Annotated in this window: 13 protein-coding genes; 5 read left to right on the top strand and 8 right to left on the bottom strand. The window is 57.2% G+C overall.

What is annotated here, in order from left to right; genetic code table 11:
- Positions 1–198: 198 nt before the first annotated feature.
- Positions 199–348 carry a hypothetical protein gene (locus ACFQEV_RS02075; protein ID WP_379692285.1) on the bottom strand — a complete coding sequence of 50 codons (150 nt, stop codon included), beginning with the start codon at positions 346–348 and terminating at the stop codon, positions 199–201.
- 297 nt (positions 349–645) lie between these two features.
- Between ACFQEV_RS02075 and ACFQEV_RS02070 the strand changes: the two genes are divergently transcribed.
- The 4 genes from ACFQEV_RS02070 to ACFQEV_RS02055 all read left to right on the top strand — a co-directional run bounded on the left by ACFQEV_RS02070 (position 646) and on the right by ACFQEV_RS02055 (position 4,459).
- Positions 646–996, top strand: coding sequence for a transcriptional regulator (locus ACFQEV_RS02070; RefSeq protein ID WP_379692283.1), 351 nt, complete (start codon positions 646–648; stop codon positions 994–996).
- 420 nt (positions 997–1,416) lie between these two features.
- The gene (locus tag ACFQEV_RS02065; RefSeq protein WP_379692281.1) at positions 1,417–1,920 is read left to right on the top strand and encodes a cation:proton antiporter regulatory subunit; all 504 of its coding nucleotides are present in this window, start codon (positions 1,417–1,419) and stop codon (positions 1,918–1,920) included.
- A gap of 2 nt (positions 1,921–1,922) precedes the next feature.
- A complete protein-coding gene (locus tag ACFQEV_RS02060) occupies positions 1,923–3,128 on the top strand; it encodes a cation:proton antiporter (RefSeq protein WP_379692279.1) in 1,206 nt (401 codons plus the stop codon).
- Positions 3,129–3,739: 611 nt separating this feature from the next.
- Positions 3,740–4,459, top strand: a complete 720-nt coding sequence (locus ACFQEV_RS02055; RefSeq protein ID WP_379692278.1) for a DUF2270 domain-containing protein — start codon at positions 3,740–3,742, stop codon at positions 4,457–4,459.
- Between the two features lie 1,035 nt (positions 4,460–5,494).
- Here ACFQEV_RS02055 and ACFQEV_RS02050 read toward each other — a convergent pair.
- The 5 genes from ACFQEV_RS02050 to ACFQEV_RS02030 all read right to left on the bottom strand — a co-directional run bounded on the left by ACFQEV_RS02050 (position 5,495) and on the right by ACFQEV_RS02030 (position 11,127).
- A complete protein-coding gene (locus tag ACFQEV_RS02050; RefSeq protein WP_379692276.1) occupies positions 5,495–6,991 on the bottom strand; it encodes a TrkH family potassium uptake protein in 1,497 nt (498 codons plus the stop codon).
- On the bottom strand, positions 6,988–8,325 hold the full coding sequence (trkA, locus tag ACFQEV_RS02045) for a Trk system potassium transporter TrkA (RefSeq protein ID WP_379692274.1): 1,338 nt from the start codon (positions 8,323–8,325) through the stop codon (positions 6,988–6,990). The genes ACFQEV_RS02050 and trkA overlap by 4 nt, the downstream gene beginning before the upstream one ends.
- 106 nt (positions 8,326–8,431) lie before the next feature.
- Positions 8,432–8,833, bottom strand: a complete 402-nt coding sequence (locus ACFQEV_RS02040; protein WP_379692272.1) for a hypothetical protein — start codon at positions 8,831–8,833, stop codon at positions 8,432–8,434.
- 403 nt (positions 8,834–9,236) lie between these two features.
- Entirely contained in the window at positions 9,237–9,467 is a 231-nt protein-coding gene (locus ACFQEV_RS02035; RefSeq protein WP_379692271.1) for a hypothetical protein, read from the bottom strand.
- A 106-nt stretch (positions 9,468–9,573) separates the two neighbouring features.
- Positions 9,574–11,127 carry a TrkH family potassium uptake protein gene (locus ACFQEV_RS02030; protein WP_379692269.1) on the bottom strand — a complete coding sequence of 518 codons (1,554 nt, stop codon included), beginning with the start codon at positions 11,125–11,127 and terminating at the stop codon, positions 9,574–9,576.
- Positions 11,128–11,288: 161 nt separating this feature from the next.
- On the opposite strand from ACFQEV_RS02030, the gene ACFQEV_RS02025 reads away from it, so the two are divergent.
- On the top strand, positions 11,289–11,957 hold the full coding sequence (locus ACFQEV_RS02025; RefSeq protein ID WP_379692268.1) for a potassium channel family protein: 669 nt from the start codon (positions 11,289–11,291) through the stop codon (positions 11,955–11,957).
- Between the two features lie 13 nt (positions 11,958–11,970).
- Here the strand turns inward: ACFQEV_RS02025 and ACFQEV_RS02020 are convergent, their stop codons facing one another.
- Positions 11,971–14,214: an amino acid permease gene (locus ACFQEV_RS02020; RefSeq protein ID WP_379692266.1), complete on the bottom strand. Its 2,244-nt coding sequence runs from the start codon at positions 14,212–14,214 to the stop codon at positions 11,971–11,973.
- A complete protein-coding gene (locus ACFQEV_RS02015) occupies positions 14,211–14,651 on the bottom strand; it encodes a universal stress protein (protein ID WP_379692264.1) in 441 nt (146 codons plus the stop codon). Before ACFQEV_RS02015 ends, ACFQEV_RS02020 begins: the two co-directional genes overlap by 4 nt.
- Between the last annotated feature and the right edge of the window lie 101 nt (positions 14,652–14,752).

Genomic DNA, 14,752 nt, shown 5'->3' with positions numbered 1-14,752 from the left:
CGCTCACCAAGTATGAGGGACGACCGTCGTTCGACGCGGCCGCCGTCGGCGACGAGACGCCCGCGGGGATGTCGGGTACGGTCACGTCAGCGAGTGTGAGGCTGCCAGGGACGTGAATCCCGAGTTGCTCGTCTACGTCGGCGATGAGAATAGCAGGCCACGCGCTCGCGGCGGATGATAGCGACGCGCCGGGTGTGCTTATACAGTTTCGCCGAGGTTGTGCGTCGCATCGGGGCAGTCGCGCGTGCCGGTGCGGGCGTCCACGGTGTACGAGGACCCGGACTGCGAGGCGATGCAGTACAGATCATCGGCGTCCTCGACGTTGGGACCGTTTGAAAGGACCGTCATGTACTCGGTCACCGCCTGAACGTCGCGTACGTCGGGGTTAGGATTGAGAGCAATGCTTTCTCGGTTTAGCGGGTCTATCGTTGACTGGCCTTTCAGAATCTATTTTGAGAAGGCCGGTCCCGGCACCTGGACTACGCCCGGGGCGATTCAACGCTCCTGAGAGGACCGTCTTTCTACGTTATTTCCTACGTAAGAAATAACCACACACCTATTTCGTATGCATCTACTGGTTCATTTCCATGGGTTATCTCCCACATAGGAAAAATGACTAACTTACCAACGCTTGACGTGGCGAGTATGACTAACTCTGCCGGAGGGCGCAAGCCGCGCGTCACTCCCGAGGATGTACTCGACGTGTTCGACGCCCGCGAGGATCGCGCCGAACCGCTTACGTCCAACGAAGTGGCCGAAGAACTGCCCTGCACGCGGCGGACGGCGCTTAACAGACTCCACGAACTTAACGAGAGCGGCGACGTGGCGAGCAAAAAGGTCGGGGGGCGCTCGGTCGTCTGGTGGGTTCCTCTTCCGGTAGACACCCTTGACGCCAGGGCCTCGGCCGACGCATCTACTGATACCCCGCCGGATGGCGAGCGCAATGGGACAGAGACTTCGGAGGACACCTCCGACGGAGAGAATGTCCGCAAATGACCTATCACTCCATTCTCCTCGATTTAGAGATGGAGGAGGCACGGAAGCTCATTAGTGATCGAGTGAGTGGGCTTTCTGCTCGGACAGAAAAAGGACGCATCGAATACCGAAGTCAAAGCGGGTACCGTCTTGCTGTCCTCAAAGAAACAACTCTCCCGAACGGTGACGCGGGCACACAGTTAGAATACCGCACTACAATACTCTCGCCGACGGCTGCGTTTGCACGCCAGAAGGCACGTAAAATCCGTGATGCAGTGTCTTCTCACCGGTATTGAAGGACAGACATCATTGGCCCAGTTCGTAAACTGACTCCGAGACGGAAACAACGCTCTCTAAACTGAGGCTCCATGGCTCTCGAACGGCGTAGAGGAGTTATCCGAACGCACGACGTTTAACATACTCTGCCCTACTTAAGCCAGTATGACGATTTACGAGGCCGAAGTGCCGGGAGTCGGTCACAAGTTCGAACTCGAACTCGATAAAGACGAACGAGTGAGCGTGCTTATCCACCACGACGGAAAGCGGGAGATCTACCACCGGCCGAGCAAGAACGCGGACAGCGAAAAGTTGCTCAGCTTCACTGGGAAGCAAGCGAGGCAGCTGGGCTCGATTCTCGAAGGTGCGTACTTTCAGCCAGTGGAGATGGACGAGGTGCAAGTACCGCTGGGCGAGGCGATTATCGAATGGGTCGACGTCGACCCGTCGTCGCAGTTGGTCGGGCAGTCCCTGCGAGAAGCGAACATCCGCGAACAAGCGGGTGTATCAATCATCGCGATTCAGCGAGGTGAAGAGACGATAGCGAATCCGGCACCAGACACGACTATCGAGGGCGACGATATTCTCGTCGCGATCGGTACGCGAGAAGAGCAGCGAGTCTTCTCTGACCTGATTAACTCGGACGCAAGCGGCTCTTCTCAGGCCTAAGAATGGCGGAGCTGCTCGTCGAAATCGGGATCGCATTGACTGGTATCGCTCTGGCGGGCACGCTGGCGAACCGAGTCGGTCTCTCGGTCATCCCCGCGTACATCGTCGTCGGTATCCTCATCGGTCCGAACGAACCGTCCTCTATCGCCGGAATATCTCTTACACTCGTCGAGGAGGGCGAGTTCATCGACGTCGTCGCCGAACTCGGTATCGTGTTCTTGCTGTTCTTCTTGGGTCTCGAGTTTAGCATCTCACAGCTGTTGAACGACCGGACGCGCATCGCCAAAGTCGGCGGGATAGACTTCGTCGTCAACTTCGGACTCGGTGCCGGATTAGGCGTCCTGTTCGGCTACTCGCTATTAGAGACGCTCTTCATCGCAGGAATCGTCTACATTTCCTCGAGCGCCGTCATCACGAAGTCCATCATCGACAACGGCTGGGTGATGAACCCCGAGAGCAGTCCAATACTGGGGACGCTCGTATTCGAGGACATCCTGATCGCGATCTATTTGGCGCTCCTGTCAGCGGTTGCGTTGGGTGAGGGGACACCACTCGACGCCGCGATGGCGGTCGGTACCGCATTCGCGTTCCTCGGGGTGCTCACGCTGGTGGCGTGGTATGGTTCGGAGTACGTCGAACGGGCGTTTGACGCCGAATCGGACGAGTTATTCATGCTCCGTGTTCTCGCGATTACGACGCTCATCGCGGGAGTTGCGCTCGCGACGGGACTCAGTGAAGCGGTCGCCGCATTCTTCGTCGGGACTGCGTTCAGCAGCACCGATCACACCGAACGCATCGAACACATCGTCGCACCGATTCGAGACTTCTTCGCCGCCGTCTTCTTCTTCTCCATCGGTCTGACGACGGACATCACGCTGTTGACTGGCGTCGCGTGGCTACTCGTCGCCGCAATCGTCGTAACCACCGTCGGGAAGTTGGTGAGTGGTACCCTCTCAGGGCGCGTCTACCAGTTGGACCGGAGGCGATCGATCCGCGTCGGGTTCGGAATGGTTCCGCGCGGTGAGTTCTCGCTCGTCATCGCCACCCTCGCGGCGAGCGTCGGAACCGGAGCACTTGGATCGGTGATTCCTGCGTTCACAGTCGGGTACGTTCTGCTGATGAGCATTCTCGGAACCGTTCTTATTCAGAACTCGGACACCATCATGCAGAGTCTCCCGACTAATACGCGAGAGGTACCGTCTGACTGACCGCCGAACACATTGAAGATAATCACCGCCCTATCCTTCGAATACTCCGTACCCACCTTCGAACATTACTGTCTCACCGGTACCACATGACTAATCCCGATTCACCCGCCAATCCGTCCGACGAAGAAGGCCCGTCACGCGAGGACGTTTACGAGGAGATGGACCTACTTGAACCGTACACGACGGGCGAGTTATCGCGACGTCTCGGCGCACCGAGGCGTCTCGTCCGGTCGGTGCTGAACAAACTCGCTGGGAGCGGCGACGTTCGGAAGAAAAAGCCGAACTCCGGCGGGGTAGTCTGGGTCCGAGAGCCTCCGGCCTACGAGTGCTCGAACTGCGGGTCCGAGTTCCGGATTAAACTGAGTCACCCCGTTTTTTCGTCCGTTCGCCTCTGTCCGACGTGCGGAACACGACTCGAATAGTATCTACTTTTCGTTAACTCTACAGACTACAGGGCGTCTCATTCACGAGAGGGTTCGTTTATTCCGTCACATCAGCACTAAGCTAACTTCGAAGTAGGGTGTGCATATTATTCGATGGTCTCGAGTGCATGATAATAATTTCACACTGTCACCATAACTGCTTATGGAACGAGAAGATGTCTCTCTTCTATGACCGATTCGGGTAGCGACGAATTCGACCCAACAGCACCAGACCAACGGGAGATCGGTCGCGAAATGGTCGACGATAGTACGGGACTCGGTTCGGTGATGGCCCACGCCTATCGCGGAGAGATAGACCGAGTGGGGACGTGGCGGCAGCGTCTCGACCAAACGACGACATGGGCGGTAACGCTGATGGCAGCAATCTTGACGTGGGCGTTTTCGAGTACCGATAACCCACACTATATCTTGCTGATCGGGATCGTTGTCGTCACCATCTTTCTAGGCATCGAAGCACGACGGTACCGGGACTACGACGTCTTTCGCTCTCGTGCTCGAGTCATCCAAGAGAACCTGTTCGCAAACGCCCTCGACCCGTCTCAAGGCACTGAACGTCGCGACTGGCGAGCGGAACTGAGCAGGGACTATCGCAGGCCGACGCTGAAAGTCTCGTTATTTGAAGCACTCGCAAACCGGCTCCGGCGTGTGTACCTTGCTCTGCTCAGTGTCCTATTGGTCGCGTGGGTCTTCAGGATTACAGCGTTTGCACCGCGCCAAGACTGGCTGACAACCGCTGGAATCGCTCGTATCCCCGGGATTGCTGTAGTTACCGTTGTGGGTGTGTTCTATATCGCACTGCTGGGCGTCACCTTCTGGCCCCGCGAGCGCCATGCCAAGGGTGAATTCCGTGAAGGGGACCCAGACGACTGGAAAGAGACAGACCGATAAATCCGTTCTCTGTATCCAGTAAGCCTACTAATTGGTCTCTAGCCCGGAATATGGATAGAGGGGGTGATGGTATTCGGATATCCGTAATCCGCGTAGACGGGTCAGTGGAGATGAAATGTCAGCAGTCCATCTCGGATACTTTTCTGAACTCAACGAAATGGCGTTTACCGTGTTTCTCTCGATGGTCCTGTGCAATCTCTATTGCCTCATTTGATGAATTCACCATTTTGCCAAAATTACAGTTGATGCAAGACAGGGCATACATCATCGGATTCTTCGAGTGTAGTGGATTTAGTGCCGTAGCCAATGCAGTTTGGTGCGCTTAGCTTAGCGTGTAGACTGACATCTGAGTACCCAGATATCCGTCTAGAGGTGTTCTTGAGTTCCTATATACGTATAGTCGGTTCTTACAGTGTCATCCTCTTACATCAGGATAGCATGGATGCAGTCGGAGGGTGCTCAGGGAGTAGGCTCGAATTCGTCGTTCCCACAGACACATTCCCCGTCTGTTCCCACCGGTCGAAACCCCCCGCCATCTGCTTCTTGTACAGGATATATGTTCCCACATTCTATGCATTTCGCGAATGTAGATGGTTCACCTCCTGATTCGTGCTTCTCAGCCATTGCTAGTTCAGTATGCTATTCAGAATATTAACCAACCCTATTTACCACACGGCTTGCCGACACTACTGTATGCACATTTCCAGCGTCAAGAGTGGATCCGATGACTGTAGAAATTTGGGATAACGGACGTCTACAGAATTCACCGGATCCATTGACATATAGGACAAGACATTGATGAATTTTAGAGATATTTGGAGATGTTCGTTTCTCTCGCGAAGAACTATCTCAGTGTGAAATTTTTGACACTTTTTCTTTACCTTAGAACGCTGTACGCAGCGATAGAGTAAGGGAAATTTTGTGACTGACGTGACCGCTCTATTCAGTACAGGCTACCCAAGCGATCGCCAATCGAGGGTTTCGATAGAGCCGTCTAAACCGCATCCGCTATTCTGAGGTGCCACTAAAGAATGCCTACGACCGCCAGTACGACGGCGTCAACAGCACCAAGACGGGGATTATCTCGATTCGACCGATCCACATGAGGAATATCATGAGGAGCTTCGTCGTCCGAGGGAACGGTTCGTAACTTTCGAGGGGTCCCGCGATCCCGAACGCGGGGCCGACGTTGAAGAAAGTGGCCGCCGCCGCACTCATCGCCTCGAACTCGGAGACGGTCCGTTCGATCCGTGAAGCGTCTACGACGATGAAGATGGTCGCGAGCATGAAGAACACGAGACTTACGAGTGTATACGCGTAGATGTCTCGAACCGTCTCCTCGTCAACGACGGTTCCGCTCAGGCGAACCGGCCGAATTGCGCTCGGGGTGGTGGCGACGAACAGGTCGCGGCGGAACGCCTTCAACACGACCAACCAGCGCAGCGTCTTGATAGAACACGTCGTACTCCCGGCCATACCGCCGATAAACATACAGACGAAGAGCAGGTGCTTGGCCCCCGACGACCAGAAGTTGAAGTCGGTACTCGCGTAGCCGGTGGTCGTGACGATGGAGACGACCTGAAACAGCGAGTGGCGGACGACGGCTTCGAGGCTATCGTACGGGGCCGAATCGACGAGTAACACGCTCGCAATGCCGACGGTGAATAACCCGAGGATGCCGACGTAGAAGCGGAATTCCTCGCTGTCACGGAGCCTGTCGAAGTTTCCCTGGAGGGCAAAGTAGAGTAGGATGAAGCTCGTCGCGCCGGTCGCCATAAAGGGGATAATCGCCCACTGCACGGCGGGCGAGAAAGCGGCGACGCTTGCAGGACGCGGCGAGAAACCGCTCGTCGAAACGGTTGTGAAGGCGTGAGCCACGGCGTCGTATAGCGTCATCTCGGGTGCGAGACCGATGAGGTGTAAGCCGTAGAGGACAGCTACTTGGAGCGCGGTCAGTCCGATGTATATCTTCCACAGGAGGGCGGCGGTCTCCGAGATTCGAGGAGTGAGCTTGTTGACGTCTCGCGTCTGGGTTTCGGTCTCCATGAGCTGCGCCCCACCCACGGAGAGTTGCGAGAGGACGGCCGTCGCGAGCACGAGAATCCCGAGTCCGCCGAGCCATTGGATGACCGACCGCCACATGTGAATCGCCCGCGAGTGCAGTTCGAAGTTTACGATGATGGTCGCACCCGTCGTCGTGATACCGCTCATGCTCTCGAAGAGTGCGTTGATGGGACGGGCGAGGACACCCTCTCCGGCCAAGACGAACGGTACTGCGCCGACGAGGGCGATACTCAGCCACGTGAGCGAGACCATCAGGAACGCCTCTCGGGCCTGCAGGTCGCTTTCCTCCGTCAACTGTTCGAGTCCCAGTCCGACGACCGCCGTCCCGATCATCGGTACGAGAAACGGCACCGTCGCCGTCCCGTCGTAGAGCGCGATTGCGAGCGGAAGGAGCATCGGTATCCACAACCACTTGAGAATGGTTCCGATCAGCCGGAGACTCACCCGCCAATCGACGCGGAGCCTCATATAACGGCCATAACGTCGGAGAGTACGTCCGTAGCGACGAAGAGGACGACGTGATCGCCAGGTTCGATGACGGTGTCGCCGCGGGGGACGACGAAGTCACGTTCGCGGGTTATCGCGCCGATCACGACTTCCGCGGGTAACTCGGTGATGCTCTCCCTGATCGACCGACCTGCGAGGATGCTCTCCTCGTTGACCTCGAACTCAAGAACTTCCGCCTGCCGTCCTTCGATGAGCGAGAGATTTTCGATCTGTCCCTCCTGCGTGAAGCGGACAATCTCCTCCGCAGTCGCCTCTCTCGGATTGATAGCGACGTCTACTCCGACGGTCTCGAACAGGCCGGAGTACTCGCCAATTTCGACGACTGCCACGGTCCGTCGGGCACCGACGTTCTTTGCGAGTAACGAAATGAGGAGATTTTTCTCGTCGCTATCCGTCGCGGCGACGACGGCGTCCGCTTGGTCGATGTGTTCTCCGATCAGGAAGTCAGCGTCCGTCGCGTCGTTCTGCATTACGACCGTATCCGGGAGCTCTTCGGCTAGTTCGCGAGCGCGTTCAGGGTCCTGTTCGATGAGTCTCGGACTAAATCCTCGTTGTTCGAGCAGTTTGGCGGTGTGATAACCGATGTCGCTACCGCCGATGATGACGATATCCCGTACCTCCTCACGAGCTTTAGCCGGTGCAACGCTCCTCGAGAACGCCTGAACGCTCTCCGGTCGGCCGATGACGATTACTCTGTTGTCCGCTTCGATGACCGTCTGCCCGCGGGGGAATATCACCTCTCCGTTTCGGACTAATGCGGCGAAAGTTAGCTCCTCAAATTTATCCGTCTCTTCGACGGTCTGTCCTACAATATCGCTCTCCGCTGCGATTTCGAACTCTGCCATCTGCACGAGTCCGCCGGCGAAGGGATCGACGTTGACCGCCGCTGGAAGACCGATAACCCGAGCGATATCCTCCGCAGTCAGAAGATTCGTCGAGACCATGAAGTCGACGCCGAACGCCCCCTCTGACTGATTCCACGTCTCGAGGAAATTCGCGTTTCTGACCCGGGCGATGGTGAAGGCGTCGCTTACTGTCTTCGCCGTCGAACAGGTGACGAGGTTCGTCTCGTCGTCGTCTGTACTGGCGATGAGCATATCCGTACGGTCGATTCCAGCCTCCTGTAACGTCGAGAGCGAGGCACCGTTTCCGTGAACCGCGAGGATGTCGAGAGAGTACGTGAGGTCGTCTACTTTCTCGGAGTCGACATCGATGACGACGACTTCGTGGCTATCTGTGAGACTTGCGGCGATGTTCGACCCGACTTCCCCGGCACCGACGACGATCACTCGCATCGGTTCGCCCCCAACGTGTTCATTAGGTGCGACTACGAGCGAAGCCTACTAAAATCCGTTCGCGCCGTTCAGAGTGGCGTAATATGGCTTCGGAATTAAAGGTACCTCAGAAAACGCGGAGAAGAATCTCGACTGCGATGGGGAGGGTGACTCGGAGTACTGCAGCGCTAAAGCCGAGGCTGACAAACCCCAAGAGTACGGAGAACTGTGACTCGTCGTCTTCGAAGCCGACGAGGAAGTGATGTAAAAGGAGCGAAGAAGTAACCACGCCAGTGCTGAGGGCGACCAGGGTAATTCCGATGACGAAGAAGGGGTCTCGCTCCAGCGAGAATAACGGATACGACGGATCGATCCATCCGACGGTCGATCCAAGAAAACCGACGACGGCGTAGATAGCGAACCACCCGCTAACGACGAGGAGGCTACGTAGTCCAACGCGAGTAGAGACTTCGAGACACCTCTGGAGTACAGTTGCTATCTTAGCCGTTTTCGACCGAGGAGGTTCCATTATTGGAAAGTCGACGTTCAACGTGGCTGTTCCGACCGATCTAGTTGTCCATCTCTGCCGAATACTGTTAGTAGTATGGATTATGTCCATAACGTCGCCTGAAACAGGCGATACACGGAGGATGCTCAGTTAGCTTTGAAGTCTGCAACAGCCTGTCGGATTCGGTGCGCTTGGGCACGAGCATGGGCGTGTGAGGGACCAATGAGAGTCACCCGATAGCGAAGTTTGGATCCGGTCTCGCCAGACGGAAGTTGTGTATCCGTGAGAACAGCAAGCAGATACCCGGTATTCGTCCGATACTCGATTCTCTTACCAGTCGTTTTCGTTCGAATACCCGACACCCGCTTAGTGATACGCTTCCGCTCCTCCCCTTTATCGATGGTCAGGAGTATCTCTTTGTATCTCATACGACTGTATAGCCCTTCTCAGCCAAGATGTTCTGAATCTCGTCTTCGTGGGCGCTGTCGATTTGGCCTCGTGGTTGGAGTTGCATCTCATCAGTTTCTGTCGGACTGAATTGGTAGGTGATAGCGGTAAACTCTCCATCTTCTGTGTATCCGTGAACCTCAACCAGGACCTCGTTAGAATAGGAGAATACCGAGCAGTTCGTAATCTCTGTTAGCGAGTCCTCCATGTTCGAAAATAGTCGGCGACGAGTTAAAGATCAGCGTCAGTAGGGACGTAACTCTACTGAGTCATCTACTATCGATTTCATTCTGTTGTTAAATCCGAGATGGAAGTTACCGTCGCCAGTAGGCCGGGGTGAAGACGACGAGGACGGATATTATCTCGAGCCGACCGATCCACATCAGGAACACCATGTAGAGTTTAGCGAGGTTAGAGAAGGGGAGGAAACTGTTCATCGGTCCGACGATACCGAACCCCGGACCGATATTCCCCAACGTCGCTATCGCGACGCTCATCGCTTCCAGCGCGGAGATTCCGAGGCCGGTTCGGACCGCGTCCAGGTAGATCACTATCGTCGAGAATACGAAGAGCGAGACGAAGAGGAGGACGAAGATGAATATGTCCCTGACCGTCTCCTCGTCTATCACGCTGTCAGACATTCGGAGGGGGCGAACCGCGGTTGGGTGGACGGTCGTGAACAGTTGCCGACCCATCGCGCGGTAGACGATGTACCAGCGGACGATCTTTATCGACCCGGCGGCCGACCCCGCGGACCCACCGAGGAACATGGCGAACAGGAGGACGAGCTGCGTCGGCTGTGACCACGTGTTGAAGTCCATACTGGCGTACCCGGTAGTCGTGACGATGGCGATGGTCTGAAAGAGCCCTTGACGCAGGGAGTTCTCGACGTCTCCGACGAGGGGGCCGATATTCGACGGAACGGTTGCCAGTCCGACTCCACTACCGAGGAGGACCGAGATGAGCAGTCCGACGACCCCGATGGCGAGGAGATACGATCGGAACTCCGGATTATCCGTGAGTCGCTTCGGCTCACCCTGGAGAACGTACCAGAACAACGCAAAGTTGGTCCCCGCGACGATCATGAACGGCATCACGGCCCACTGAACAATCGGTGTGAAGGCTTCCACGCTCCGAGCTTTGGGTGAGAAGCCACCGGTCGGTAAGGTCGTCAAGGCATGCGCGATGGCGTTGTAGAGGTCCATATTTGGAGCGAGGCCGGCGAGGTGGAGGCCGTAGTAGACGAGTGCCGCTGCGATGGTAAACCCGAGATAGATCTTCCAGAGGGTACGGGCGGTCTCTTGAATACGCGGTGTCAGCTTCTCGAGCGAAAATCCCGGTGCCTCCTCGCTGATGATCTGCGCTCCGCCGACGGACAGTTCGGAGAGAATCGCCACCATGAGCACGAGGATACCCATCCCGCCGATCCACTGGGTGAGCTGTCGCCACATCATGATCGAACGGGAGTGCTGTTCGACGGATATCTCTCCGAGGACGGTCGCACCTGTGGTCGTGAACCCGCTCATACTCTCAAACAGGGCATTTACCGGGTGTGCGACGGTTCCCTGCCCCGCGACGAGATAGGGTATCGTCCCGAAGAGGGGGACCACTAACCACGTCACGCTCACCATGAGAAGCGCTTCACGGTTTCCAAGGTCACGGTCAGTACGAAGCCGTTCGAGCCCCACACCAGTGACGGCCATCGCGGCCGCAGCCACCAGAAACGGGAGGAGATCCTCTCCATAATAGAGAGCGACGAGAGCCGGGAATAGGGGCCCGAGAGCTAACACCTTCAGGATCGTTCCGAGGAAACTGAAACTGGAGCGCCAATCTACGTAGATGTCCAAGTCGAACGTCGACGCGCTCATTTGACCCCCCATCTCGCGAGATTGTGGCAGTCACCACAGAGAGATCCTGCACCGTACTCCAGACTGATTTGGTTAGAGAACCGTAACGGCCGCTCGGCCGTCACGTAGCCGAAGGTCCAAGATTCCCGAGCCACTACCATCGTGTACGAATACCTAACATTATGACCGTAATCATCGTTGGGGCCGACGATGTCGGACGACGCCTCGTCGAACTTGCAGTCGAAGACGGTATCGACCTCGTCGTCATCGAAGAAGACCCCGAACGAGCCGAGACCGTCCGTGCAGAGTACGACTGTACCGTCATCAACGACGACCCGGCGTCGTTACAGACTCTCGAGGAGGCCGGAGGAGAAGGAGCGGACGCCCTCGTTGCGAGTACGAGTAACGACGCGGTCAACATCACGACCTGTTTGTTCGGACAGCAACTCGGCATCGATACGACCGCTTCCATCATAAACAACGCCGAACACGGCCGCCTCTTCGAGCAGTTCGGGATAGAGACGGTCGGAAACCCCTATCGGCTGGTCGCGGAGCAGTTCTATTCGTCCGTCGTGCATCCCTCTATCGTCGATCGGCGGATCTTCCGAGGAAACACGGAGATTCTCGAGATCCGAGTCAGCGAGAATTCTTCAATTGCGAATCGGACTATTTCGGAAGCTGTATCGTCTCGAATCTTAGGTGACGACGTGACAGTTATCTCCGTTCATCAAGAGCGTCTTGAGTCTCGTTCGACCGTCCCGAACGGTGATACACGAATCAAGGCCGGAGACCACGTCACCCTCATTACTCCGTCCGGGACGTGGAGCCGAGTGGCGGAAGCGTTCGAGTGAGACCGAGTTCACCTCACCGCCGTCCGAACAACCGCTCGCGGAGCGATCGGTCGGTCGGCCGTTCGGCCAAGAGCACTGTACGGTCGACGCCTTCGGCGGCCTCGACTACTTCGGACCCCTGCAGTAACCGCGAGAGGAGTCCACGACCGGTCGCTCCGATAATCACCATAGTACAGTCCTTCGCGGCGTCCGCGATCGCTGTACTCACGTCACCACCTTCGACGCGGAGGTTCGCCTCGCCGAGGTTACGTTCGGAGGCCCAATTCTCGAGGAACTCCTGACCCGCTTCTCGGTCGTCGTCGACGTTGAGTAGGGTGATCCGAGAGCCGTACTCGCTTTGGAGCAGCGTGGCAATCTCCGCGGAGAGATCTGAAGAGGGACCGCCCGCGGTGGGAACGAGGAGGTGATCCGGATCGAAGCCACGGTTCCTGAGAGCGACGACGTCGCAGGGGAGACTCGTTCCGAGGTCGTCCATGGCGCTCTCGATTCGACCTGGTGAACCGTGAGACTCCGGCCCCCAACCCATGACGACCAGGTCGGCGTCGTGTGAACGCGCCGCGTCGAAAATCTCCTCGAACGATCGATGTGAGAAGATGGTCGACTTCTCGATTGGGGTTCCGAACGACTCGGTGTCACGTTCCGCGGCATCGAGGAGTGCTTGGGACTCTTTTTTCTCCTCGTCGAACTGCTCTGCCGCGAACTCAAGTGTGGTCTGATCTGGAACGGTGACAATATGTAGTGCTTCAACGATTCCGCCTCGCTGTTTGGCGATTGCGCTTGCGAGGGTGATGAGGTCGGACTCGTGTTCTGGATTCGCCAGCGGAACCATCACTCGATACTCGCCGCCATCGGGTTTCACGCTCGTTGCGGCCGAGACGACTGCGTCGGGCATCGTCTCGCTCCGTTCAAGGATGAACTCGGGGAGGACCCCTTGGACGGTCGTGCGCGACTTCGCGTACGCGAGGTACCAGAGGATGGCACCGCCGACCAACAACGCGCTGAGTAGGATCACGGTCGGCGAGATGAACGCGATGAGCGCGAACGAGAGAACGACCCCGAGAATCGGGATTGCGGGGTAGAGCGGGACGCGGTACGATGGCTCGTAATCTACGACGTTGGCCTCTCGCATCACTATCAGGGCGATGTTGAGCAGTCCGTAGATGATCAGGTGGAGGACGCTCCCCAGGGTCGCGAGCAACTCGACGCTACCGGCGGCGATGAACAAGAGGATGAGTCCGCCGGTGATCGCGATGGCGCGGTAGGGAGTGCCGAAGCGGTTGTGTATTGCGTTGATCTCGGGAGTGACGATGCGGTCGCGACCCATCGCGAAGTTGATTCGAGACGATGCGAGGATCGACGCGTTGGCGCTGGAGGCTGTTGCGAGGAGGCCGCCTAGGAGAAGCGCCACCGCACCGACGGGACCGAGTAGGAGCCGACCGACTTCGACCACTGCGATGTTTCCGGCGAGTTGTTGTTCGGCGATGAATCCTTGTTCGACCGCGGCCGTCATCGTAAGCAGTACGAGCGCGTAGATACTCGTCACGAGGACAACGCTCCCAATAATCGCCCGCGGAAGGCTCCTGTCGGGATCTTGGATCTCCTCTGCGACGCTCGTAATCTGGACGAACCCGAGGTAAGAAACGAAGATAACTCCCGTCGTCGTGACCAAGGGAGTGAACCCCTTCCCCGCAGGGAGGTTGCTCAAGTCGGCCCTGAGCGCCCCCACGACCGTGAACACCGCGAGAATGATTACGAGTATACCGACGATGACGTTCTGGAGTCGGCCCGTCTCCTTCGCGCCGACGTAGTTGACGAAGACGAAGAACGCCGCGCCGAGAAGCGCGATCATCTTCACCGGAGAGACCGTGACGAACCCCAGCGATAGCGATCCGGAGATGCCGACGATAGCTTGGACGTATTGCCCGAATCCGACCATGTAGAAGGAACTCGCGAAGGCCAGTCCGAGCCAGTTCGCCCACCCCGTTATTGAGCCGAACAGCGGTCCGAGAGCCTGATTCACGTAGTAGTACGCACCGCCGGACTTCGGCATCGCCGTTCCGAGTTCGCTCGCGGAGAAGGCAGTCAGTAATGCGATCGCGCCGCCTAAGACGAACGAGAGGACGGCGTGCCAGCCGGCGCTCTCAATGGCCGTTCCCGGAAGGACGAAGATTCCCGCCCCGATCATCGTGCCGACGCCGATGGTCAGGGCCGCGAGCGGCCCGAGGTCTTTCGCTAGTTCCTCGTCGCCTGCGCTCATGTTTCGGCGTCCCTCCGGGGGAGTGCAATGACGGGGTACTCCGCTTGCGTTACGAGTTGGAGTGAGAGGTCACCCGAGAGGAACTGCATGAGACGGCCACCACCGCGAGACCGATATGCGATGGCGCTCGCTCCGACTTCGTCGGCGGCATCAAAGATCGCCTCAACGATATCCCTCGAATAGGCCGTTTGGTCCGCAGCGTCAGGAAACACTTCGCGGACCGCCGCGAAGGCTTCCTCCGCTACTTCTTCGGACTGTTCGACCGGCGTCTTATCGGGGACTCCTCCACCCTTTTCTACTACGTGTAATGCCGTCACACGCTCGGGGTCGTACGGTGCCAGTACACGAGCGGTGTCGCGAGCGTCCTCCTCGTTTGCGACCGGAAGAAGAACGTGTGCGAGGAGGTTATGGTGATTCTCCTTGTCAGTAGAATCCATATCGGATAAATTCGATCCTGGTTAGTTATACCCTTGTAGAATGGATAGAAAAGGTAAATCCTCATAGAGCCAATAGCATTTCTGGCCATTTTGGCTTATCC

Source organism: Halopelagius fulvigenes (genome assembly GCF_042662625.1).
GTDB classification, from domain to species: Archaea; Halobacteriota; Halobacteria; order Halobacteriales; family Haloferacaceae; genus Halopelagius; species Halopelagius fulvigenes.
Note: the sequence above shows the minus strand (reverse complement) of the source record. Positions and strands in the feature narration are given on the sequence as shown.